Origin of the sequence: Cytobacillus sp. IB215316, from assembly GCF_033963865.1 — a bacterium.
Classification (GTDB): domain Bacteria; phylum Bacillota; class Bacilli; order Bacillales; family SM2101; genus Nanhaiella; species Nanhaiella sioensis.
Genome location: NZ_JAXBMC010000013.1, coordinates 86112 through 110372, shown reverse-complemented (window position 1 = coordinate 110372; position 24261 = coordinate 86112). Strand labels below are relative to the sequence as shown.

The window sequence follows — 24261 nt, the reverse complement described above, 5'->3', positions numbered from 1 at the left end:
TTTAAGGTTAAGTTAGAAAGGGCGCACGGTGAATGCCTTGGCACTAGGAGCCGATGAAGGACGGGACTAACACCGAAATGCTTCGGGGAGCTGTAAGTAAGCATCGATCCGGAGATATCCGAATGGGGAAACCCACTGTTCGTAATGGAGCAGTATCAATATCTGAATACATAGGGTATTGAAGGCAGACCCGGGGAACTGAAACATCTAAGTACCCGGAGGAAGAGAAAGCAAAAGCGATTTCCTGAGTAGCGGCGAGCGAAACGGAATAAGCCCAAACCAAGAGGCTTGCCTCTTGGGGTTGTAGGACACTCTATACGGAGTTACAAAGGAACGGAGTAGACGAAGCGATCTGGAAAGGTCCGTCGAAGAAGGTAACAACCCTGTAGTTGAAACTTCGTTCCCTCCAGAGTGGATCCTGAGTACGGCGGGACACGTGAAATCCCGTCGGAAGCTGGGAGGACCATCTCCCAAGGCTAAATACTCCCTAGTGACCGATAGTGAACCAGTACCGTGAGGGAAAGGTGAAAAGCACCCCGGAAGGGGAGTGAAAGAGATCCTGAAACCGTGTGCCTACAAGTAGTCAGAGCCCGTTAATGGGTGATGGCGTGCCTTTTGTAGAATGAACCGGCGAGTTACGATCCCGTGCAAGGTTAAGTTGAAGAGACGGAGCCGCAGCGAAAGCGAGTCTGAATAGGGCGAAATAGTACGTGGTCGTAGACCCGAAACCAAGTGATCTACCCATGTCCAGGGTGAAGTTCAGGTAACACTGAATGGAGGCCCGAACCCACGCACGTTGAAAAGTGCGGGGATGAGGTGTGGGTAGGGGTGAAATGCCAATCGAACTTGGAGATAGCTGGTTCTCTCCGAAATAGCTTTAGGGCTAGCCTCAAGTGAAGAGTCTTGGAGGTAGAGCACTGATTGGACTAGGGGCCCCCAACGGGTTACCGAATTCAGTCAAACTCCGAATGCCAAAGACTTATACTTGGGAGTCAGACTGCGAGTGATAAGATCCGTAGTCGAAAGGGAAACAGCCCAGACCACCAGCTAAGGTCCCAAAGTATACGTTAAGTGGAAAAGGATGTGGAGTTGCATAGACAACCAGGATGTTGGCTTAGAAGCAGCCACCATTTAAAGAGTGCGTAATAGCTCACTGGTCGAGTGACTCTGCGCCGAAAATGTACCGGGGCTAAACGTATCACCGAAGCTGTGGACTGTCCTTACGGACAGTGGTAGGAGAGCGTTCTAAGTGCAGCGAAGCTAGACCGAGAGGACTGGTGGAGCGCTTAGAAGTGAGAATGCCGGTATGAGTAGCGAAAGAGGGGTGAGAATCCCCTCCACCGAATGCCTAAGGTTTCCTGAGGAAGGCTCGTCCGCTCAGGGTAAGTCGGGACCTAAGCCGAGGCCGAAAGGCGTAGGCGATGGACAACAGGTTGAGATTCCTGTACCACCTCCTCACCATTTGAGCAATGGGGGGACGCAGAAGGATAGGGTAAGCGCACTGTTGGATATGTGCGTCCAAGCAGTTAGGCTGACAAGTAGGTAAATCCGCTTGTCATAAAGGCTGAGCTGTGATGGCGAGGGAAATATAGTACCGAAGTTCCTGATTCCACACTGCCAAGAAAAGCCTCTAGCGAGGTGAGAGGTGCCCGTACCGCAAACCGACACAGGTAGGCGAGGAGAGAATCCTAAGGTGAGCGAGAGAACTCTCGTTAAGGAACTCGGCAAAATGACCCCGTAACTTCGGGAGAAGGGGTGCTTTTTAGGGTGAATAGCCCTGAGAAGCCGCAGTGAAAAGGCCCAGGCGACTGTTTAGCAAAAACACAGGTCTCTGCGAAGCCGCAAGGCGAAGTATAGGGGCTGACACCTGCCCGGTGCTGGAAGGTTAAGAGGAGGGGTTATCCGTAAGGAGAAGCTCTGAATCGAAGCCCCAGTAAACGGCGGCCGTAACTATAACGGTCCTAAGGTAGCGAAATTCCTTGTCGGGTAAGTTCCGACCCGCACGAAAGGTGTAACGATCTGGGCACTGTCTCAACGAGAGACTCGGTGAAATTATAGTACCTGTGAAGATGCAGGTTACCCGCGACAGGACGGAAAGACCCCGTGGAGCTTTACTGTAGCCTGATATTGAATTTTGGTACAGCTTGTACAGGATAGGTAGGAGCCGTAGAAACCGGAGCGCTAGCTTCGGTGGAGGCGTCGGTGGGATACTACCCTGGCTGTATTGAAATTCTAACCTACGGAGCTAATCGCTTCGGGAGACAGTGTCAGGTGGGCAGTTTGACTGGGGCGGTCGCCTCCTAAAAAGTAACGGAGGCGCCCAAAGGTTCCCTCAGAATGGTTGGAAATCATTCGAAGAGTGCAAAGGCATAAGGGAGCTTGACTGCGAGACCTACAAGTCGAGCAGGGACGAAAGTCGGGCTTAGTGATCCGGTGGTTCCGCATGGAAGGGCCATCGCTCAACGGATAAAAGCTACCCCGGGGATAACAGGCTTATCTCCCCCAAGAGTCCACATCGACGGGGAGGTTTGGCACCTCGATGTCGGCTCATCGCATCCTGGGGCTGTAGTCGGTCCCAAGGGTTGGGCTGTTCGCCCATTAAAGCGGTACGCGAGCTGGGTTCAGAACGTCGTGAGACAGTTCGGTCCCTATCCGTCGTGGGCGTAGGAAATTTGAGAGGAGCTGTCCTTAGTACGAGAGGACCGGGATGGACACACCGCTGGTGTACCAGTTGTCCTGCCAAGGGCATAGCTGGGTAGCTATGTGTGGAAGGGATAAGTGCTGAAAGCATCTAAGCATGAAGCCCCCCTCAAGATGAGATTTCCCATAGCGTAAGCTAGTAAGATCCCTCGAAGATGACGAGGTTGATAGGTCTGAGGTGGAAGCGTGGTGACACGTGGAGCTGACAGATACTAATAGATCGAGGACTTAACCAAGTTAGAAATGCAGAGCAAGCTTTGTTCAATGAATGTCTATTATCTAGTTTTGAAGGAATATCAACTTATTCCTATATATTATGTCTGGTGGCGATGGCGAAGAGGTCACACCCGTTCCCATACCGAACACGGAAGTTAAGCTCTTCAGCGCCGATGGTAGTTGGGGGTTTCCCCCTGTGAGAGTAGGACGTTGCCAGGCTCATTGTTCCACAGTAGCTCAGTGGTAGAGCTATCGGCTGTTAACCGATCGGTCGCAGGTTCGAATCCTGCCTGTGGAGCCATGCTTCCATAGCTCAGCAGGTAGAGCACTTCCATGGTAAGGAAGAGGTCACCGGTTCAAGCCCGGTTGGGAGCTTACAATGAAAAGTATTGGCCCGTTGGTCAAGTGGTTAAGACACCGCCCTTTCACGGCGGTAACACGGGTTCGAATCCCGTACGGGTCACCACGGAGGATTAGCTCAGCTGGGAGAGCACTTGCCTTACAAGCAAGGGGTCGGCGGTTCGATCCCGTCATCCTCCACCATTAAATATTAAGCCGGTGTAGCTCAACTGGTAGAGCAACTGACTTGTAATCAGTAGGTTGGGGGTTCAAGTCCTCTCGCCGGCACCATCTATAAACATATGGAGGGGTAGCGAAGTGGCTAAACGCGGCGGACTGTAAATCCGCTCCCTGAGGGTTCGGCGGTTCGAATCCGTCCCCCTCCACCATGTTTTTTGAATAATAATGGGCTATAGCCAAGCGGTAAGGCAACGGACTTTGACTCCGTCATGCGCTGGTTCGAATCCAGCTAGCCCAGCCACTTTAGTTTTTTGTTTTGAGCCATTAGCTCAGTTGGTAGAGCATCTGACTTTTAATCAGAGGGTCGGAGGTTCGAGTCCTCCATGGCTCACTCTTAAGACGATATCTTTTTGATAGGTAAAAATACATACTACCAGAAACATCTAAATCATGTGATTTAGATGTTTCTTTGTATATATATACAAAATGTTGTTAAGTTGAATCATTGATGCTATTACAGATAAAATATAAGTATAGTCTAGAAGGGGGAAAATGTTGTGATGAAACAAGTATCAATAATTGGGGTACCTATGGATTTAGGACAAATGCGTAGAGGGGTAGATATGGGACCTAGCGCGATTCGTTACGCAGGTGTTACAGAAAGACTTGAGAATTTATCTTATGAAATAGAAGATTTAGGGGATATTGAAATTGGTAAACCTGAGAGAGCAAATGCTATCGTTGAAAATCATAAACTCCGAAACTTGAAAGCGGTTGCTGAAGCGAGTGAACGTTTAGCAGATAAAGTCCAGGGGGTAATTAAAGAAAAACGTTTTCCATTAGTTCTTGGTGGAGATCACAGTATTGCCATTGGAACATTAGCTGGAGTTGCGAAGAGTTATAATAATTTAGGTGTGATATGGTACGATGCTCATGGAGATCTAAACACAGAGGAAACCTCTCCGACAGGAAATATCCATGGAATGCCGTTAGCAACAAGTATGGGTATTGGTCATAAGACCTTAACAGAGATAGCAGGATATACTCCAAAGGTTAAACCTGAAAATATCGTTATTATTGGTGCAAGATCACTTGATGACGGAGAAAAAGAACTTATTAAAGAAAAAGGTATAACTGTTTATACAATGCATGAGATTGATCGTTTAGGTATGGCTAATGTTATGGAGCAGGCTATTAATTACCTTAAAGATCGTACTGATGGTGTACACTTGTCATTAGATTTAGATGGCTTGGATCCACATGATGCTCCAGGTGTAGGCACACCAGTAATTGGTGGGATAAGCTATCGTGAGAGCCATTTAGCAATGGAAATGTTAGCAGAAGCAAATATTATTACATCTGCTGAATTTGTTGAAGTAAACCCTATACTTGATGAAAGAAATACTACAGCTACTGTTGCAGTAGCATTAATTGGCTCGCTATTTGGAGAAAAACTACTTTAATGAATAGATGTATGGACTGTGTTTTTAGGTGGAGTGAAATCTCCACCTAATTTTATTAAGAAACACGTTGACTATAGATAATATAATATATTAGAAATGATTGCTTACTATAAACTCTCTCTTTATTACGAACTTTCCCTTCCTATATCATCGAATTTTGTAATCCTCATGGAAATTATACTATTTTAAACACACCCTTCCTTAATTTTGTTAAAATATTTATATGCATATTTTGAAACCTTTTATAAGTTAGAGACGTAAATAAGCTAGCCGCATGGAGCGGGGGTATGAATGATATGGAAACAATTGTTAAAAAAAGAATAAAACAAGTTATTAAAGGAGATCAAAACGCATTTGCAGAAATTGTAGAGATTTATAAAGATAAAGTATTTCAATTATGCTATAGAATGCTCGGAAATCGTCATGAGGCTGAGGATATTGCCCAAGAAGCTTTTATTCGTGCATATACAAATATTCAAAGCTTTAATCAAGATCTCAAATTCTCGACTTGGTTATACCGAATTGCTACAAATCTTTCAATTGATAGAATTAGGAAAAAGAAACCAGACTATTATTTAGATGCAGAAGTTTCTGGAACAGACGGGCTGACTATGTATTCTAATGTAGCTGCCGATGAAGCTTTGCCTGAAGAAGAGCTTGAGAGACTAGAATTACATGAAACGATCCAAGGCGAAATATTGAAGCTTCCAGAAAAATATCGTACAGTCATCGTATTGAAATATATTGATGAATTACCTTTGAAGGAAATTAGTAAAATATTGGATTTACCTATAGGTACGGTAAAGACACGGATTCATCGTGGTAGAGAAGCATTAAGAAACCAACTTCGAAATGTATAATGAAGGGGTGATTAAAAATGAAATGTCCTGAGAACATTGTTTATTTAATGCATGAATATTTAGATGAAGATATTTCACTAGAAGATAAAAACATGTTAATTGATCATGTGAAAAGTTGTGAAGACTGTGAGGCGCACTTCCATGAACTTAAAAAATCAATTGCACTCGTCCAAAGTATTTCACATGTAGAGGCACCTAGCAATTTCACAAATAACGTCATGCAAAGTTTGCCTAAAGAAAAACGATCAGCTGGCGCAAGGCGTTGGTTGAGAAATCATCCTTTTCTAACAGCGGCATCGCTTTTTATCGTCTTAATGGCAGGTAGTATTTTTTCAAACTGGACAGAGGATGACCAGTTTTCTGTATCTAAGCAACCGAATCTAATTATCCAAAACACTACTGTGACCGTTCCAGAAGGTGAAATAGTTGAAGGGCCAGTCATTGTAAAAAATGGTACGCTCAAAATAGAAGGAGAAATTAACGGTGATGCAACAGTGATTAATGGAGACCAGTATCTTGCTTCTGCTGGTAATGTTACGGGCGAAATTAAGGAAATTAATGAATTATTTGAATGGTTATGGTATCATCTAAAGGATATTGCAAAGGATACAGTAAATCTATTTGACCAAGATCAGTCAAAGTAGATACAGAATAATGAGGGTCATCTTAATAAAGATGCCCTTTTTTTCTAAGGTTGTTTTCGCAGTAATTGTTGGTTTGTGCAATAAGAGCTAAACGCGAATATCTCTAAGCGAGGGGCATCTTTTCTCCTCTAAAACTATGTAAACCATATAATACTCACCATTTACTCAAATTAAAGTAGAAAAAGGAACAAGGTTTACGAAAAGAGCGTATATTTTTTTTTGAAATGAAGGCCCCATATAGCTTTTTTGTAAATTTCACGTTGGCTACAACGTTTGCGAAAAAACTTAATACTAATAATAATATATAATACATTATTTTAGGTTTAATTAGGTTTGGTATGATATATGCTATAATAGTCATATTTATATAGAAGAGTAAGTCAAGTACTTGAATAATGGAGGAAGTGTGAGAATGTCTTCAGAGGGTCTCTCAATCTTTAATTATCTAGGTATTATCGTCGATATTCTCGTTGTTTGGTATGTTATCTATAAGCTAATAATGGTCGTACGAGGAACGAGAGCTGTACAGCTTCTCAAAGGAATCACTGTTATTATAACCATTCACATATTAAGTCAGTATTTGGGCTTAAAAACGTTAGGATGGTTAATGAATCAAGTGATAACATGGGGATTTTTAGCTATCATTATTATTTTTCAGCCTGAGCTACGTCGTGCACTAGAACAATTAGGACGAGGTAGATTCTTTTCAAGAATTACGATTAATGAGGAAGAAGAACAAGCAAACTCGATTGAAGCCATTGTAAAAGCTACAGATTATATGGCAAAACGTCGTATTGGCGCTTTGATTACGATTGAGCGTGAAACAGGGATGAGCGATTATATTGAAACAGGAATACCACTTCATGCTAAGGTTTCTTCCGAATTGCTTATCAATATTTTTATCCCAAATACACCACTTCATGATGGCGCAGTCGTGTTACAAAATAATCAAGTATCTGCAGCTGCGTGTTATTTACCATTGTCAGAAAGTCCATTTATATCTAAAGAGCTTGGAACGAGGCATCGAGCAGCGCTAGGTGTGAGTGAAGTAACTGATAGCCTTACGATCGTTGTTTCAGAAGAAACTGGTAGTGTTTCTCTAACTAAGAATGGTGAATTACATAGAGATTTAACACAAGATTCTTTTCGAGAACTTCTTACAAATGAACTAAAACCAACTCAAAACCAAGCTACTTCTACTCGTTGGCAATGGAGGTGGCAAAAAAATGGATAAGTTCATGAACAATCGGTGGTTTATGAGGATTATCGCCCTGTTATTGGCGTTGATGTTATATATGTCTGTCTATATTCAGGAACAGAAAGAGCAGAGTGATGGAAGCCTCACACTCCCTCTTTTTGATGATTCAACTGAAATATTAGAAGATATACCTGTTGAGGTTTTATATGATCAAGAGCGATTTGTTGTAACAGGTGTTCCTCAATCAGTTGATGTGAGATTAGAAGGGCCAACAAGCAAAGTTAAAACGATAATAGCACTAAGAAATATAAAAGTTTACGCTAACCTAGAAAACAAATCAGAGGGCAATTACTTAGTAACGCTTGAATATGAGAATGTGGATGATAAGGTAAACGTTACATTTGAACCCACATCCCGATATGAGGTAGCATTGCATGAAAAAGTAACGCAAGAATTCGCTATCAAAGTGGATTATAACGAATCTTTAGTAACAGAAGGATATACTGTAGAGAACTTGGTACCTGAACCTACTATAGTCTCCATAACAGGGGCAAAAGAAGAGGTTGAAAGGACTGCAATCGTAAGAGCTTATATTGATTTACAGGATGTTATTGATGATGTAACGCTTGAATCATCAGTGACAGTACATGATAAAGACGGGCAACCATTAAATGTAGAGGTTGAACCGGCAAACATTAGTGTTGGGGTCTCTATTATAAGTCCAAATAAAGTAGTACCCCTTAATTTTATAGAAGAAGGAACGTTACAAGGTATATACATCAAGAACATTGAAATGGTTCCGGATAAAGTAACAGTCTATGGACCGAAAAACGTCATTGATAGTATTACAAAAGATGATGTCATCGACATTCCTATCGATCTTAATAGTATAACTAAAGATGAAGAAATCATCATCCCTATTAAGCTTCCTGAAGGAGCTACGAAAATAGATCCTGTAGAAGTGAAGGTTGCGATTGATGTAGAAGAAGAGGTTACAGAAACTTTTACCGATATACCGATCGTTTCTGAAGGTTTAGGAGAAGGCTTAGCCCTAAGCTTTTCTGACCTAGAAAACGGAGGACTAGATATAACGGTAACAGGTAGAAAGAGCTCTATTGAAAATATAAGCAACAGTAATATTAAAGTAACGATTGATGTAGCAAATTTACCTGTAGGAGATTATGAAGTACCTGTTGAGGTGTCTATTTTAAATGAAGAAGGCATTGAACCAGTTGATATTTCTTTGGAAATACCTATAGAAAATGTGAAAGTTAATATATCTGGTATTGAGTAAATATATAAACGGTAATTGTCCTAAAAAGGAGCGAATAAAGGAAATGAGTAAATATTTTGGTACAGATGGAGTGCGCGGGGTTGCTAATAGTGAGTTGACGCCTGAATTAGCATTCAAAATTGGTCGTTTTGGAGGGTATGTCCTAACAAAGGATGAAGAACGTCCTAAAGTCCTTATCGGGAGAGACACCCGTATTTCTGGTCATATGCTTGAAGGGGCTCTTGTCGCAGGTCTACTATCAATTGGAGCCGAAGTGATGAGATTAGGAGTTATCTCTACACCAGGTATTGCTTACTTAACGAAGGCGCTAGGTTCTCAAGCAGGTGTAATGATTTCTGCCTCTCATAACCCTGTTCAAGATAATGGGATTAAATTCTTTGGTCCTGATGGATTTAAATTGTCAGATGAACAAGAAGCAGAGATAGAAGAATTGCTGGATCGACCTGAAGATGAGTTGCCACGTCCAATCGGAGGCGACTTAGGGCAAGTGAATGACTACTTTGAAGGTGGACAAAAATATTTACAGTTTTTAAAACAATCTGTTGATGAAGACTTTTCTGGCATACACGTCGCACTTGATTGTGCGCATGGTGCTACTTCATCATTAGCGCCACATCTTTTTGCTGATTTAGAAGCAGATATATCAACGATGGGAACTTCACCAAATGGTGTGAATATTAATGATAACGTGGGCTCAACACATCCAGGAAGTTTGTCAGATCTCGTTAAAGAAAAAGGGGCTGACCTTGGTCTTGCATTTGATGGTGATGGAGATCGTTTAATTGCTATTGATGAGAACGGTGATATTGTTGATGGCGATCAAATTATGTTTATTTGTAGTAAATATTTGAAAGAGCAGGGACGCCTAAAGCATCAAACAGTCGTTTCTACTGTAATGAGTAATATTGGTTTCTATAAAGGATTAGAAGAAATTGAAGTACAAAGTATACAAACAGCGGTAGGTGACCGTTATGTTGTCGAAGAAATGAAGAAAAATGGTTATAACCTAGGTGGAGAACAATCAGGTCATATAATCTTTTTAGACTATAACACAACTGGTGATGGTTTATTAACAGGGATTCAGCTCGTTAACATTATGAGAGCAACACAAAAGCCATTGTCTCAACTAGCGAATGAAATGAAAAAGTTTCCCCAGCTACTAGTGAATGTGAGAGTTACTGATAAAAATAAAGTGCTAGAAAATGATAAAATCAAACAAGTGATCGAATCTGTTGAGCGTGAAATGAATGGAAATGGTCGAGTTCTGGTCCGTCCATCTGGTACTGAACCACTCATTCGTGTGATGGCAGAAGCATCGACAGAGGAATTGTGCCAAGAATATGTTGAACGCATTGTTGCTGTCGTGAAGGAAGAGACATCAGAGGTATAAGCTTGCTAAACGTTTGAAGAATATGTGTACAAGTTCGCTCTTAATAATAGCTGAAAACACCCTCACAAGAAATAGATATGTGAGGGTGTTTTAGTATGCTATCCTCTCATGGGCAGCTTAACTAACACGTAATGTGTTTATCATGCATATTTTATAAATAGAGCAATAGCTTAAGATTAGAGGTCAGTGGTGAAAATATACAGTTAAATTTGACGATACGAATGGAAATCATGTAAGATATTAGGTATAGCTTTATTCAAGGACAGAAAGGTAGGGTAGGAAAACGACATATTTAAGCGCCTGAACTAAGTAAAGGACGAACAACTTAGTTGACGAGGAGGAGGTTTATCGATTTATCGGCGGATACCTCCCGGTTGCACTGATTACGACCGCAAGCATATACGAAAACAAAGAGGTGACTTTTTGCACAAGCGTATGTGTATAATCAGCAAAAAAAACAACTTGGCAAGGGGGCGAGTAAGTCCCCATACTTCCTTGCCCCCTTATTATTAGGGAGGACGAAGAAACATGTGCGGAATTGTAGGATATATTGGTCAACAGGATGTAAAGGAAATTTTATTAAAAGGGCTTGAGAAACTCGAGTATCGTGGTTATGATTCAGCTGGAATAGCAGTTGTAAATGAATCTGGTGTACACGTATTTAAAGAAAAGGGACGAATTGCTACATTACGAGAAAATGTAGATAGTCACGTAGACTCATCGATGGGGATTGGCCATACAAGATGGGCTACACATGGTGTACCTAGTAAAACTAATGCGCATCCTCATCAAAGTGCATCTGGTCGATTCACGTTAGTGCATAATGGTGTAATAGAGAACTACTTATTGTTAAAGAATGCATATTTACAGAATATTACTTTGCAAAGTGAGACAGATACAGAAGTTATTGTCCAAATGATTGAGCAATTTGTCGTTGAAGGTTTATCTGTAGAAGAAGCCTTTCGTAAAACAATGAGTGCGCTGAAAGGTTCATATGCGATTACAATGATAGATGCAGAAAATGATGAGACGATTTATGTAGCCAAAAATAAAAGTCCATTATTAGTTGGAGTCGGTGACAACTTTAATGTTGTTGCAAGTGATGCAATGGCGATGTTACAAGTAACAGATCAGTTCATCGAATTAATGGATAAGGAAATTGTTATCGTTACGGCGCAGCAAATGGTTATTAAAAACTTACAAGGCGTCGTCAAAGAACGTGAGCCATTTACTGCAGAGCTTGATGCGAGTGATATAGAAAAGGGAACATACCCACACTATATGTTAAAAGAAATCGATGAACAGCCACTTGTTGTGCGCAAAATTATTCAACAATATCAAGATGACCGTGGAAAATTGGCTATTGATCATCATATTAGTGAGGCATTAGACGAAGCAGATCGCATTTATATTGTAGCTTGTGGCACGAGTTATCATGCCGGTTTAGTCGGAAAACAATTTATTGAAAGAATGGCTAAAGTACCAGTTGAGGTACACGTAGCAAGTGAATTTTCTTACAATATGCCACTGTTATCGAAAAAACCACTGTTTATTTTTATATCTCAAAGTGGCGAAACAGCCGATAGTCGAGCTGTCCTTGTCCAAGTGAAGGAACTTGGTCATAAAGCCTTAACGATTACAAATGTACCGGGATCTACACTATCACGTGAAGCGGATTACACATTATTGCTACATGCTGGACCTGAAATAGCAGTTGCATCAACAAAAGCATATACTGCCCAAATCGCTGTACTGGCGATATTAGCTGCAGTAACAGCTGAACGAAAAGGTGAACGCTTAGATTTTGACCTTGTGACAGAGCTTGGAATGGCTGCAAATGCAATGGAAGTGCTATGTAATGAAAAAGAAGAATTTGAACAAATTGCACGTGAGTACTTGTCAACAACGAGAAACTGCTTCTTTATAGGTCGTTCAATAGACTATTATGTAGGACTTGAAGGTGCACTTAAGTTAAAAGAAATCTCATACATCCAAGCAGAAGGCTTTGCTGGCGGAGAGTTAAAGCATGGAACAATTGCCCTTATTGAAGACGGTACTCCTGTCATTGCACTTGCCACGCAAGACCTTGTCAACTTAAGTATTAGAGGAAACGTAAAAGAAGTCGTTGCACGTGGTGCTAACCCTTGTATTATCACTATGAAAGGTTTGGAGAGTGATGATGATCGTTTTGTCATCCCTACTGTTCACGAGCTACTCACACCACTCGTATCAGTCATTCCTTTACAACTTATTTCTTATTACGCAGCCCTACACCGCGACTGCGACGTTGACAAACCTAGAAACCTTGCCAAATCAGTAACTGTTGAGTAGGATTGATTAAATTTTAGAAAAGAGTTTTCAAATTACAGCTTAGCTTTATTAGTATAATATTGAATGGTTGGATTCGAACAATGATTTTATAATAAAAAACTGGTTAGTTATAGAGCTAACCAGTTTTTTTGCATGTATTTGAAAATGTAATCAAACAAGTCTATACGTTTGTGAAACAACAAGTCAAAGGGATGGTACAGTAATGGGCATGTGTAGAATGTATTATCCTTATTTTTAGACTTTCTACTATTTAGATCTTGATTATTTTTACTACAACTGAATTTTTCCGACTCTATTAATCATTGATAAAAACAGAAGGTGAAAAGGCCATATCAATACTTAAATTGCCATTCAAGCTCCAGAGTTTGGACATTCATTTATCTACGTGAAAAAATCAAACAAATAAATAGCCAAGCTAAGCTTGATCGATTGTTGTTGCTGAAGAGGGGTTATAAGCCCTTAAATAGCTTAGCATTGTAAATCCACATGTTCGGGACTGAACCCCTATTTGATGAATAATGAATAATGACTATGATATATTATTAAATATAGCTACTTAGAGGATGTACTATTTGATCAGAAGGAGGATATAAGTTGTGAGTGAAACATGCGTTCCAACTGGTGTTGAGTTAAAAAGTACTGATTTTGGTTATACACTGTCCTTGATAGGCGGTAAATATAAAATGATTATTATGTATTGGCTTTTTGAAAATAAAGTTATGCGTCATAATGAGTTGAAAAGGTGTATTGCTACAATTCCATTTAAAACGTTAAGTGTCATGTTGAAAGAGCTTGAAAGAGATGATCTCATTATACGAAAAGAGTTTCCCCAAATACCTCCAAAAGTTGAATATTCATTATCTGAACGAGGACTTTCCCTCATTCCGTTATTAGATATGATGTGCGAGTGGGGAGAGAAAAATCGTTTGTCAGTCTCCGAAGTTGGCAAGTAGGAGTTATAAAAAAAAGTATTCTCTGAATTAGAGAATACTCTTTTTTGTTATAGTGCCTTAAGAAATTCTAGATAATCATGCGCACTTTGTTCAATTTCACTCTTGGATGGTTCATATTCTGCGCCATAAAACGCAAAGAACGAACGATAATCTGCTTTGCAATATAAAGCAGTTGTTTTAAATGGAACTAAAATCTGTTCAAGTGTGAATTGATATCTTCCATTATCACTGTAATCTTCATTTCTTATTCCGGCAGATACAGCAAGAGCAAGCTTACGACCTTGTAAATTATCTCCTCCTGGACCAAAGGCCCATCCGTGAGCTAAAACATCGTCCATCCATTGTTTAAGAAGAGGTGGGCAATTAAACCAAAAGATAGGGAACTGAAAAATAAGATTTCCATGAGATTCAACCAATTTTTGTTCTTTTTCTACATCTATTTTCCCATCAGGATAAACTTTATATATCTCATGGATAGTATATTTTTCAGGGTGTTTTTTTAATTCTTCAACCCATCTATTATTAACAACGGATGTTTCTATATTTGGGTGTGCTATGACAACAAGAGTCTTCATGTCATCCTCCTAAATTTTATTTATTTTAACCTCGGAATTTATTATAAACTCAACAGCACATATATGTAAGTACGCACAATTAGTACAGGTACTTACCTAAAGGTAAGTATTATTGATCTTACCTTCTTTGTGAGAGAGGTGGTTTTTCAAAACGGAAGTCACCCTCAAGGTAAATACCAATTTATGTTTGGTTGAATCTCCTACATATATACATTCGATTGACTACACACACGTCTATACATGCTAATTTCAATCCTCATAATATAAAGAAAAAAATGAGGTGAAAATGATGTATAACGATGAAAAAGATAACGTTTGTAACAGCTATAAGATCATACCGCCACCACCACAAGGAAAACAGGGGCCAGAAGGACCACGTGGGCAACAGGGATCACAAGGACCGAAAGGAGAACAAGGACTGCAAGGAGAACAAGGACCGAAAGGAGAACAAGGACTGCAAGGAGAACAAGGACCGAAAGGAGAACAAGGGCTGCAAGGAGAACAAGGACTGCAAGGAGAACAAGGGCTGCAAGGAGAACAAGGGCTGCAAGGAGAACAAGGGCTGCAAGGAGAACAAGGGCTGCAAGGAGAACAAGGGCTGCAAGGAGAACAAGGGCTGCAAGGAGAACAAGGGCTGCAAGGAGAACAAGGGCCGAAAGGAGAACAAGGACTACAAGGAGAACAAGGGCTGCAAGGAGAACAAGGACCGAAAGGAGAACAAGGACTGCAAGGAGAACAAGGACCGCAAGGAGAACAAGGACCGCAAGGAGAACAAGGGCCACAGGGGAATAATGCGGGCAGTCAGGTCGTCCTTTTGCAATCATTATTGGCAACAAAGAGAAATATCGAAGCGGTTGTGGAAAAGGAAGTCTCCAAAATAAGTGATTTATACAACGTTATGAAGTTTGAAGAACAGCAGAAATTATTAGACGAAACATTAAAGATGATTGATGAAAAGCTAATGGTGTTGCTGAATCAAAGTATGGAAGCAAAGAAACAAGCCGTAGCCAAGAAAAAAAAATGGTGGAAATTTTGGTCATAAACATTCTATAATTGCACATAAAATTATCATTAAAAATGAGCACTATTTTATCCTAGTTATCTTGAGCTTTCCTATGTAACTATGGGGTGTGTATGTGACGATTATTGACTAAATGCTTTTAAATGAAATTATCTTTTTTTTATGTACTATGCTGCGTATAGATATTATAAATATAAAACTCCGTGCTAGAGCAAGCGATTGACTAGGTGGAGCTACAATCCCATCCAGTAATAGACTTTGTACCCTGTCCTAGAAATTGTGGGCAGGGGAATATTAGAGGATAATTAATCCAAATGTTCTTTATAAAATCTGTGCGTAACCTTTGTTGCTTTTTCGATTACATTATAGGACATGATGTGCATTAAATCATTTTTTATAAAAGATGAGATGCCCCGAATACTAGTTATATTCATGTTTAGCTCTTATTACGAAAAGCAATAAATAAACGCCGAAATAGCCTCTGTGTGTGTCCTTAATCAATATAATGTGTATCTCATAAACAAAGAATCTTGTAGGAAAAAATAAATAACCCGAAAAAGAAGTGACTCCCAAGTTGCATGACGTCATAAGTTAGGTCGAAATGTTATACTATTTAATAGAAATCGAGATCATAAACGAGGTGATTCGAGTGAAAGTTATCGAAACTGATAGATTAATTCTTCGGTGGGTAGAATACAGTGATGATGCATTTATCCTAACATTATTGAATGAGCCTGGATGGCTTCAATACATAGGAGATAAGGGAATTAAGACATTGGATGATGCGAAAGATTATATTGCATCTGGACCTCGAGCGATGTATGAACGAGAGGGTTTTGGCCTTTTCTTGACAGAGACTAAGGAAGATCACACTCCGATTGGTTTGTGTGGGTTGATTAAGAGGGCCAGTCTTGAGGATGTGGATATTGGTTTCGCATTTTTGGCTGACTATCAATCTAAAGGATATGCGTATGAGGCAGCTAGAGGGACAGTGGAATTTGCTAAAGGACTGAACTTAAACCGTCTTGTAGCAATCACCTCGAAAGATAACTATTCGTCTGCCAAATTATTAGAGAAGCTTGGTATGGAGCTTGAAGGGTATATGACACTTCCAAATGATACGGAAGAGCTTAAATTATTTGCTTTAAATATATAAGACTACCATGACTCATTAGAAAATATTTTTTATGTGATTGTTTTGGCCGTGGTAGGTGTTAGAAAATATCCTCTTTACTAAGTACGAATGATGGATTACTCTATGAAAGCCTTTAAACACAGTATAGGAATGGTCAGAAAAAATATATATGATTACTGGGTATGATAAGCAATTTCTTATTGAAGCATTAGAAATATATAAAGGTTTATCTGAGTTAAACTCTCGGTGATCTTATTAAAAAAGCGTCTTTCTTTATGATTTGTCCGAGATTGTTGAGTAACCATACGAGCAGTCTCAGTGTTGGTTGTTAAGTAAATGATTAAGTCATTCAAGAGCTGATCATTCATTTTAGTTCATTATTGACTGAACAGTATTCATAATTGGTGAAGAATAAAATTATACATATTAAGCAATGTTATTCAATGTGATGGAAGTGACCATTGATCTAGGTGAACCTACAAAAACTACATTAAGTGTTATAGCTGGTTAACAATGATACTATGAAGCAGCCGTTGAAATAACTCACGTGTATGGATCTAATTACGTGAACGGATGAGTAATAAGAAGTGTTTTGAGTTGAATGTGAGATTATTAAATGTATTTATTTGTAATTTGAAGGAGTATGTGTTAAAATGACCATAGTCATAAATTGACTATGGTCATTTTAATAGAGAGGAGGAAAATCTATGTTACGTGAAGAACGAAAAAAAGAATTAAAAAAACAGATATTTCTTAAATCAATTGAATTGTTTAAAGAATATGGGTATGACAATGTGACAGTTGAAAATATTGCTTCTTCATGTGGAATCGCTAAAGGAACATTTTTTAATTACTTTCCGAAGAAGGAACACGTTTTATTGTATTTGGGTCATTCTCAAAATGATTTACTTCAAGAGGTCATAAAAAAACATCAGGATTTAAAAATTAAAAAAAAGCTTCTACTTATTTTTAAGGAACTATTATCCGTCTATTTGGAAAATACTGATCTCCTAAAGCTTACGCTATCTGAAACCATTAGATCAGCATTAAAGGATGAAACAAGGAATATTGGTTTTTTTAAAGAAAGCTTAGCTGAATTGCTTGAAGACGCTATAACAAACGACATGTTACCTACACATTTTTCCTCAAAGACGATTGCCTCAGTATTAATAGGAATCTATTTTAATACTTTAATTAGTTGGTCTGTTAATGAAGGCCAAAGTAACGATATCTTTACTATTTTCCAAGATCAGTTTGAAGTGGTTTGGCAAGGAATTGATGGAGGCTCGAAGTACGAAAACCTACATTAGGAGGTAATATGGTGCAGCTATTGTTTATTTACTTACCGGTAACGATTTTAGGTTTAGTTAGTTTGTTGCATTTTTATTGGCTTTTTGGTGGTACATGGGGATTTCAAGCTTCATTACCAGAAAAAACAGAGGGAGGCACATTGTTTACCCCTAGATGGTTTGAAACCCTCATTGTTGCAGTCGGGTTAGTTTGTGTGGGGGTTATATTATTAGGTCAAAATGAACTCATTCCATTTTGGGAATTAAATTCTGGGGTGAAATGGGCGAGTATCATTCTTACATTCATTTTTTTGATTAGAGCAATAGGTGATTTTAAATATTTGGGGTTCTTTAAGAGAGTGAAAAATACAACCTTTTCAAAGTACGATACAATATTATACTCCCCTCTTTGCTTGTATTTAGGAATTTCTTTCATGATTTCATGGCTACTATAATGTTTGAGATACTAAGTGAAGGAAGGGGATGTATATGTTTATTAAGAAGCAATAAATTGATATGAGCATTTCAGGAAAAAGGGTATCATTTTATAAGGTTGTTTTCACACTAATCATAAACACGATCGTGGCATGGCTTCTTCTTTATGGTAATGACAACAAGAAACAAAAGGTTACAAAAACAGTTTTAGTAGAGGTTTAGTAAATACATTAGCAGTGCATTTAGATCATTTTTTTCAAAGCAATTTTTCTTTTGGCTGCTTAACTTTGTTTCAATCAACATATATTAAATAAACAAAGGGGTTTTATGACGTTATTACATTAAAGTGTTGGGGGTCAGGCCCCCAGCGGAATTTCTAAGACAACTGTCGTTCCTTTGCCTTCGGTGGAATGTATTCGAATAGAACCTCCAGCGGCTTTTGCTCTTTCCTTCATACTGAACAGTCCTACTCCACGCGAAATATTATTAATATTAAAACCTTTACCTTTGTCTTCAATGACTACACGGATTTCTTCATCCATTTCTCTAATGGTAACAGTTGCGTCTTCGGTATGAGCATATTTTCTAATGTTCGTAAGTGCTTCCTGAATAATTCTATAAATAGTGATTTCTTTGTTTGAGTTTAGTCGATAATTTAAAAAACAATCAAAATGGACGCTAATATGATAGTATTCTGTATAACGGACTAAATACGATCTAATGGCAGGGATGAGACCTAAATCATCCAGAACAGATGGACGCAATTCCCAAGAAATATCACGAAGCTCTTCAATAATTTCAGTCGCTTCGTCTTGAAGTTGGTCAAGAAGTGGGTGGTTTATTTCTTCCTTCAGCCTATTTATCGTTATGAGGTGGCTATATAAATTTTGTCCTATGCCATCATGCAGCTCTCGTGATAGGCGTTTCCTTTCATCTTCCTGTATATCAATGATTTTTGTCATCATTTTTTTAAGCTCTTCTTCAGCATTTTTTCTTTGAGTCACCTCATGGCGAATGGCTAAATGCTGATAAGGTACCCCATCCTCATTTAAGAACGGTACAATAGTAGTATCCACCCAATAATACGTACCATCCTTCGCTTTGTTTTTTAATTCGCCTTTCCAAACATGACCTGAGGAAATTGTTGTCCAAAGCTCTTTAAAAAACTCTTTGGAATGATGGCCAGAATTAATAACTTTATGATCTTTCCCAAGAAGCTCGTCCCTTGAGTATTTTGAGATTTTACAAAATTGATCATTAACATAGTTAATGATACCTCTTTGGTCAGTGATCGCGACAATGGAGGAGGCATCGAGTGCAAATTTAAGGTCAACAAGCTCATTCAATTGGTAGCTTTGTTGCTCGTTTAATCTCGACCTATCTTTTACAGTGTATAAGTTCATGAGGAAGAATAACTCGTTATGTAGTTTAAAAGAGCTTATTTTAATAAAAAGTGAAAATGTGTGACCATCACGGTGTCTCCCGTATTGGTGTATGATCTTACCTTCACGATTTTCATTTATAACTAAGTCAGGAAGTATGTATGACAGCGTCTTTCCGATTAATTCTTTTGCCTTATAACCAAAATTGTTACATCCGTGCTGGTTTATATATGAGATGATGCCAGAACCATTAAGGAGAATGGTAGCATCTCTTGAACCAGGATCAATCTTAGTAGGATCAAGTGAAAGATGATTCCTGTCCATATTATTGGCCTCCAGTTGCATTAAATTAGTCTGTTTAATTTCTCTTCCAATATTTTCGCTGTTTCTCTAACTGTTGCTTGTTCGGGTTCATTTATAGCTCTTTTTTCCCTGTTACCTGCCAATATGACTCCTTTAGGGATGTTATTTAAAAAAATCGGGACAGCATACGCAAAAAGAATATTTTCAGCAAGCATAATAGGATACTCAAGCGCCTTTCCCAATATTTTTTCTGGGAAATTTTCTATATACATGGGCCTACCTGTAGAGATCACTCTCCCAGCTATCCCTTTGCCAAACCTAAGTGTTATGCGTTTATATTTATCGTTGCTGTTTCCAGCAGCATAATGCCATTTTATGTTGGGCCCTTCCGTATTTTGCAGGGCTAAGCCAATAAAATCGCATTTTAATTGTAATAATAATTTTTCACATACTTGATTAATCTGCTCATCGCAGGCTGCCAACCTACTTACTTTATATTCCATAGCCTAATAACCCCTTTTTTAATGCATAAGCTACAAGCTCTGGACGAGTTTTCATTTTAAGTTTTTCCATCAGATTTCCTTTATGCGTTTCCACAGTTTTAACACTGATGACCAATTTTTCACCAATATCCTTATTAGAAAAGCCTTTAGCAATCAATGTAAGGACCTCTTTTTCTCTATTTGATAATAAGTTAAAAGTGTCGGCATTTCCATCTTTCACATTTCCGAGATATTCTTCCATCAATCGTTTCGTAGCATTAGGGTGCAAATAGGCGTCGCCAATCGCAACAGAGCGAATAGCAGCAACCAACTCATCATGTGGCGCACTTTTTAAAATACAGCCTGATGCACCTGCTTGGATAGCTCTGAATAAATATTCTTCGTCATCATGCATTGTCAAAATGAGAATGGCTATATTAGGCATAAGCTTTTTTAATTCTGATGTCGCGGATAAACCATCTTTACCATGGGGCATACTTAAGTCCATAACGACAACATCTGGATTAAGTTCAAGCGCCTGTTGAATGCCCTCATTCCCTTCAGAAGCCTCACCAACAACCTGCATATCCCCTTGGTTGTTTAATAGCATTTTTAATCCCATTCGTACGACAGCATGGTCATCGCATAGCAAAATTGTAATCAATCCCGCTCCCCCTTACTAATGTTTGCACTTATATTATAGTCATTATGTTAAAAAAGAAACAAGGGAATATGCTATGCACACCCCTTGCGTATATGTTTCTCTATAACGGAAGGGAGATGTCTATTGAAGTCCCTTCTCCTATATTAGAAGTAATGGTACACGTGCCTCCGATTAACACTAATCGTTCGATCATAGCTGCAAGACCTGTGGATTTTTTCATGCCGGTGTTCACATCAAAGCCTTTGCCAGAATCGTGAATGTTTATTTTTAACACCTTAGGTTTCCACATGAAAGTAATATGAGCTTTCATTACATCTGCGTACCTTGCTATATTAGCTAAGGCTTCCTGACACACTCGAAATAGCGTAATGTTTGTTCGTTCATCCATTCTCATTTCATCACCTTCGCTTACTACCTCAACAATAACTCCATATGTTGAAGTATAAAGCTTTAAGTAGCTTTTCAAAGCAGGCAGTAAGCCAAGAGTAGGAAGGGTAGGTGGATGCAATTCGACAGCAAGAATACGCATTTCATTTATTGTTTTTTCTAACATTTGCGTCATATCATCAATATATTCTTTCATTCCTTGTTGATCTATTGCCGTTCTTAAAAATTCCATACTCGTATATAAGCTATAGAGGTTTTGACTCACACCTTCATGTAATTCTAGAGCAATTCGTTTAATTTCATCCTCTTGAGACTGAATAATATATGATGAAACATTCTTTTGCTTTTTAGGCATGTCTTTCATGCACCCCCCTTATTTCTTTAACATGTAAAGTATGATTGCAGCACACCAGGTCTTATTTATGATGCTTTTGCAACTTCTTTATCTTTTGAGTGTACCTTTCGCTGATAATAATACCAGTTTAATACTAATGAAATGACATACAATCCAATAAAGATATAAAAAGCATTGACTGGTGTTCCTGTTGATTCAACAGACCACCCAAATAGTTTTGGAATAAAGAATGAACCATATGCTGCAAATGCAGCCGTAATTCCTAAAACAGGAGCTGCTTCTTTAACAGGGAAGATACCAGGTATCATTTGGAACGTTGATCCAGAACCGATTCCAGATGCAATAAATAACAGTAGGAATGATGCAAGGAAACCAGAGAAAACTTCCATATTTGTAAAATAGATTACACCTAAAGATCCAGAGATCATTGATATAAAAACCCAAGCGGTAACAATTGCTCCTCCGAATTTATCAGACATCCATCCCCCAACTGGTCTTGCTGCTGCAGCAAGAAATGCACCTAGGAAAGCGACAGATAGATATTCTGGGAATTGAGCTTTTAATAGTAAAGGAAAAGCTGCTGCATAACCGATAAATGAACCGAATGTTGCTACGTAAAGAACGGTCATAACCCATGTATGCTTGCGTTTAAGAACAACAAATTGATCTGACACAGATTGTTTTGCAGTAGGAATATTATCCATTCCGAAATATGCAACAATGGTCAATATGACGATAGGTACAACCCAGATAAATGCAGCATTGTGTAGCCATATTACTTCACCGTTTGTGAGTTGTTGCCCTTTTCCTAAAAACGCTAAAGATCCAGTTGCAATAATAAGTGGTGTTACAAATTGTACTACAGACACACCCATATTACCTAATCCACCATTAATGCCTAAAGCTGTTCCCTTTTCTTTCTTAGGGAAGAAGAAGCTCATATTAGCAGAGCTTGATGAAAAATTCCCTCCACCAAGTCCACAAAGTGCTGCTAGCAATAGCATAACTGAATATGGAGTTTCGGGATTTTGAACCGCGAACCCAATTCCGATTGCAGGAATTGCAAGGATTGCTGTTGAGAATACTGTCCAGTTACGTCCACCGAATGTTCCTACCGCAAAAGTATAAAAGAATCGTAATGTTGCGCCTACAAGTCCAGGAACTGCAGCTAGTGTAAATAGCTGCTCAGCCGTAAAGTTAAAACCGATATCATTTAAGCGTACAGCTACTACTGACCAAATTTGCCATACAATAAAAGCCATCATTAATGTTGGAACTGATATCCACAAATTTCTTGTCGCATGTTTTTTTCCTTCTTGTTGCCAAAACTTGTCATCTTCTGGGTTCCACTGGGTAATTCGTTTGTTCTTACTCATGTTAGGCACTCACCTTTCTAATTACGTAATATAATTCTTGCTCTGAATCGAAAGCTTTCCATTCATTATCGTGTTTGTTTACATGTGAACTTAACGGGACTGCAAAGAAGTTCATATGATCAAAATAAATGCGCAAATGAGTCTCATCTGGACACAAAGCTGTTTTTTGAATGATTCTAGGTACAAAGGGAGCTTTGTCATCATCTTGATCACCGAAAATAGCTACCTCCACATTTTGTAGGACAAAAGAATTCAAGTCGTTTTTGTTAACGAGTTCCACAAGTGCTGCACCCTTTCTTAGGAGGATATATATACATTTTGTATCCTTGTAAATATTCCCAAAATTGGTCGCGAGCGTGGTCTTCGATATAATGGATTGTTTCTTCTTCAGATTTCCATCTGCTCATACCCTTAACCTCTGCTACGACGATATCGATGCCTTGCTCGTTCTTTTCTTCAAGATACCAGTTTAAGTTAACCTCATTGAATAGCTCGGTTAGCATAGGCTCAACAACAGCTATAAAGTTGCCAGTTGACTTCCTTACGAAACAAAAATCAATATAAGTTTCACTGTTCATCACACTCACGCCTCACGTTAATCGTCTTTTTATAAGCTAGTATTGCTAAGGGGAATGATACAAAATTTAAACCGGCAAAAATCAACACATTTACGTAGTTTTCATAATAGTATTGATGAACCATATACTGGGTAAAGACAATATTTAATAATAAAATAGCGCTTAAGATGATTACACCTATATAGCTACGTTTCATAACGCTTCACCCTTTCTGCATAAATTGCACCGTTTTCAACTTTGACCTTTATTTCAGGCAGAGGTCTTCTTGGAGGTCCTGCAGTAGGTGCACCTGTTTCAACATCAAATTTGCCATGATGGCAAGGACAAATCATTTCACCTTCCTCCTTCACCCAGAAAACTGGGCAACGTAAATGTGTGCATGCATTCTGATATGCAACATATTTGTTTTCTGCCAAGCGAATCAAAATGGCGTCATCATGCTCACTAGGGAACTTGAATTCTACTGCATCACCAATTGGTAAGTTGCTTACGTCAGTTATTTTCTTAAGTGGATATTCTTTGTCTCCTAGATCCATTAATTCTTTAGCTGCTACTGCTCCCCATGGAAGTGAAGACACTGCGAATACACCTGCAGCTCCAACCAATGTTTTCATAAACCCGCGTCTGTCCAGTCTTCTTTCATTATTCCGCTCTATATTATGAGTATAATTATCTTCATTAAAGGGAATTTTGTTGTTATCAGACATCCCT

The 24261-nt window shown here is 39.0% G+C and carries 22 protein-coding genes, 8 tRNA genes and 2 rRNA genes; 22 read left to right on the top strand and 10 right to left on the bottom strand.

Annotated elements, in window-relative coordinates; all coding sequences use genetic code 11:
- Positions 1 to 5 precede the first annotated feature (5 nt).
- The 18 genes from SLH48_RS17885 (at position 6) to SLH48_RS17800 (ending at position 13568) form a co-directional block, all read left to right on the top strand.
- A 23S ribosomal RNA gene (locus SLH48_RS17885) occupies positions 6 to 2936 on the top strand.
- Between the two features lie 83 nt (positions 2937 to 3019).
- Positions 3020 to 3135: ribosomal RNA gene (gene rrf, locus SLH48_RS17880) — 5S ribosomal RNA — on the top strand.
- 7 nt (positions 3136 to 3142) lie between these two features.
- Positions 3143 to 3217 (top strand) — tRNA-Asn (locus SLH48_RS17875).
- A 1-nt stretch (position 3218) separates the two neighbouring features.
- A tRNA-Thr gene (locus tag SLH48_RS17870) sits at positions 3219 to 3291 on the top strand.
- A gap of 16 nt (positions 3292 to 3307) precedes the next feature.
- Positions 3308 to 3382 (top strand) — tRNA-Glu (locus SLH48_RS17865).
- Between the two features lies 1 nt (position 3383).
- Positions 3384 to 3459 (top strand) — tRNA-Val (locus SLH48_RS17860).
- Between the two features lie 11 nt (positions 3460 to 3470).
- Positions 3471 to 3546, top strand: a tRNA-Thr gene (locus tag SLH48_RS17855).
- Between the two features lie 13 nt (positions 3547 to 3559).
- Positions 3560 to 3644 (top strand) — tRNA-Tyr (locus tag SLH48_RS17850).
- Positions 3645 to 3661: 17 nt separating this feature from the next.
- A tRNA-Gln gene (locus tag SLH48_RS17845) sits at positions 3662 to 3736 on the top strand.
- A 17-nt stretch (positions 3737 to 3753) separates the two neighbouring features.
- Positions 3754 to 3826, top strand: a tRNA-Lys gene (locus SLH48_RS17840).
- A gap of 169 nt (positions 3827 to 3995) precedes the next feature.
- Positions 3996 to 4898, top strand: a complete 903-nt coding sequence (gene rocF / locus SLH48_RS17835; RefSeq protein ID WP_214483942.1) for an arginase — start codon at positions 3996 to 3998, stop codon at positions 4896 to 4898.
- 296 nt (positions 4899 to 5194) lie between these two features.
- A complete protein-coding gene (gene sigW / locus SLH48_RS17830) occupies positions 5195 to 5758 on the top strand; it encodes an RNA polymerase sigma factor SigW (protein ID WP_214483887.1) in 564 nt (187 codons plus the stop codon).
- Between the two features lie 17 nt (positions 5759 to 5775).
- Positions 5776 to 6402 (top strand): anti-sigma factor, encoded by a 627-nt coding sequence (locus SLH48_RS17825; RefSeq protein WP_320259258.1) that lies wholly within the window; start codon positions 5776 to 5778, stop codon positions 6400 to 6402.
- A gap of 412 nt (positions 6403 to 6814) precedes the next feature.
- Positions 6815 to 7636, top strand: coding sequence for a diadenylate cyclase CdaA (gene cdaA, locus SLH48_RS17820; RefSeq protein WP_214483889.1), 822 nt, complete (start codon positions 6815 to 6817; stop codon positions 7634 to 7636).
- The gene (locus tag SLH48_RS17815; RefSeq protein ID WP_320259257.1) at positions 7629 to 8894 is read left to right on the top strand and encodes a YbbR-like domain-containing protein; all 1266 of its coding nucleotides are present in this window, start codon (positions 7629 to 7631) and stop codon (positions 8892 to 8894) included. The genes cdaA and SLH48_RS17815 overlap by 8 nt, the downstream gene beginning before the upstream one ends.
- A 43-nt stretch (positions 8895 to 8937) precedes the next feature.
- Entirely contained in the window at positions 8938 to 10284 is a 1347-nt protein-coding gene (gene glmM, locus SLH48_RS17810; RefSeq protein ID WP_320259256.1) for a phosphoglucosamine mutase, read from the top strand.
- Positions 10285 to 10812: 528 nt separating this feature from the next.
- Positions 10813 to 12615 carry a glutamine--fructose-6-phosphate transaminase (isomerizing) gene (gene glmS / locus SLH48_RS17805; RefSeq protein ID WP_320259255.1) on the top strand — a complete coding sequence of 601 codons (1803 nt, stop codon included), beginning with the start codon at positions 10813 to 10815 and terminating at the stop codon, positions 12613 to 12615.
- A 596-nt stretch (positions 12616 to 13211) separates the two neighbouring features.
- Positions 13212 to 13568, top strand: coding sequence for a winged helix-turn-helix transcriptional regulator (locus SLH48_RS17800; RefSeq protein ID WP_214483894.1), 357 nt, complete (start codon positions 13212 to 13214; stop codon positions 13566 to 13568).
- Positions 13569 to 13615: 47 nt separating this feature from the next.
- Here the strand turns inward: SLH48_RS17800 and SLH48_RS17795 are convergent, their stop codons facing one another.
- Positions 13616 to 14143, bottom strand: coding sequence for an NAD(P)H-dependent oxidoreductase (locus tag SLH48_RS17795; protein ID WP_320259254.1), 528 nt, complete (start codon positions 14141 to 14143; stop codon positions 13616 to 13618).
- Positions 14144 to 14432: 289 nt separating this feature from the next.
- Between SLH48_RS17795 and SLH48_RS17790 the strand changes: the two genes are divergently transcribed.
- The 4 genes from SLH48_RS17790 (at position 14433) to SLH48_RS17775 (ending at position 18043) form a co-directional block, all read left to right on the top strand.
- Positions 14433 to 15185, top strand: a complete 753-nt coding sequence (locus SLH48_RS17790) for a hypothetical protein (RefSeq protein WP_320259253.1) — start codon at positions 14433 to 14435, stop codon at positions 15183 to 15185.
- Positions 15186 to 15813: 628 nt separating this feature from the next.
- Positions 15814 to 16320 (top strand): GNAT family N-acetyltransferase, encoded by a 507-nt coding sequence (locus SLH48_RS17785; protein ID WP_320259252.1) that lies wholly within the window; start codon positions 15814 to 15816, stop codon positions 16318 to 16320.
- A 686-nt stretch (positions 16321 to 17006) separates the two neighbouring features.
- On the top strand, positions 17007 to 17609 hold the full coding sequence (locus tag SLH48_RS17780; protein WP_320259251.1) for a TetR/AcrR family transcriptional regulator: 603 nt from the start codon (positions 17007 to 17009) through the stop codon (positions 17607 to 17609).
- 11 nt (positions 17610 to 17620) lie between these two features.
- Positions 17621 to 18043, top strand: a complete 423-nt coding sequence (locus SLH48_RS17775; RefSeq protein WP_320259250.1) for a DUF3995 domain-containing protein — start codon at positions 17621 to 17623, stop codon at positions 18041 to 18043.
- A 336-nt stretch (positions 18044 to 18379) separates the two neighbouring features.
- Here SLH48_RS17775 and SLH48_RS17770 read toward each other — a convergent pair whose 3' ends face one another.
- The 9 genes from SLH48_RS17770 to SLH48_RS17730 form a co-directional block, all read right to left on the bottom strand.
- A complete protein-coding gene (locus SLH48_RS17770) occupies positions 18380 to 19729 on the bottom strand; it encodes a PAS domain S-box protein (RefSeq protein WP_320259249.1) in 1350 nt (449 codons plus the stop codon).
- Between the two features lie 20 nt (positions 19730 to 19749).
- Complete coding sequence (locus SLH48_RS17765; protein ID WP_214483904.1) at positions 19750 to 20211, bottom strand: GAF domain-containing protein; 462 nt, start codon at positions 20209 to 20211, stop codon at positions 19750 to 19752.
- Positions 20201 to 20854: a response regulator transcription factor gene (locus tag SLH48_RS17760; protein ID WP_284730479.1), complete on the bottom strand. Its 654-nt coding sequence runs from the start codon at positions 20852 to 20854 to the stop codon at positions 20201 to 20203. Before SLH48_RS17760 ends, SLH48_RS17765 begins: the two co-directional genes overlap by 11 nt.
- Positions 20855 to 20954: 100 nt before the next feature.
- Positions 20955 to 21596: a sensor histidine kinase gene (locus SLH48_RS17755; RefSeq protein WP_320259248.1), complete on the bottom strand. Its 642-nt coding sequence runs from the start codon at positions 21594 to 21596 to the stop codon at positions 20955 to 20957.
- A 65-nt stretch (positions 21597 to 21661) separates the two neighbouring features.
- Positions 21662 to 22972 (bottom strand): MFS transporter, encoded by a 1311-nt coding sequence (locus SLH48_RS17750; protein ID WP_320259247.1) that lies wholly within the window; start codon positions 22970 to 22972, stop codon positions 21662 to 21664.
- Between the two features lies 1 nt (position 22973).
- A complete protein-coding gene (locus tag SLH48_RS17745) occupies positions 22974 to 23252 on the bottom strand; it encodes a hypothetical protein (RefSeq protein ID WP_214483907.1) in 279 nt (92 codons plus the stop codon).
- Positions 23239 to 23550, bottom strand: coding sequence for a hypothetical protein (locus SLH48_RS17740; RefSeq protein ID WP_214483944.1), 312 nt, complete (start codon positions 23548 to 23550; stop codon positions 23239 to 23241). Before SLH48_RS17740 ends, SLH48_RS17745 begins: the two co-directional genes overlap by 14 nt.
- Positions 23540 to 23746, bottom strand: coding sequence for a hypothetical protein (locus SLH48_RS17735; RefSeq protein WP_214483908.1), 207 nt, complete (start codon positions 23744 to 23746; stop codon positions 23540 to 23542). The genes SLH48_RS17740 and SLH48_RS17735 overlap by 11 nt, the downstream gene beginning before the upstream one ends.
- Positions 23736 to 24257 carry a Rieske (2Fe-2S) protein gene (locus tag SLH48_RS17730; RefSeq protein ID WP_320259246.1) on the bottom strand — a complete coding sequence of 174 codons (522 nt, stop codon included), beginning with the start codon at positions 24255 to 24257 and terminating at the stop codon, positions 23736 to 23738. The genes SLH48_RS17735 and SLH48_RS17730 overlap by 11 nt, the downstream gene beginning before the upstream one ends.
- Between the last annotated feature and the right edge of the window lie 4 nt (positions 24258 to 24261).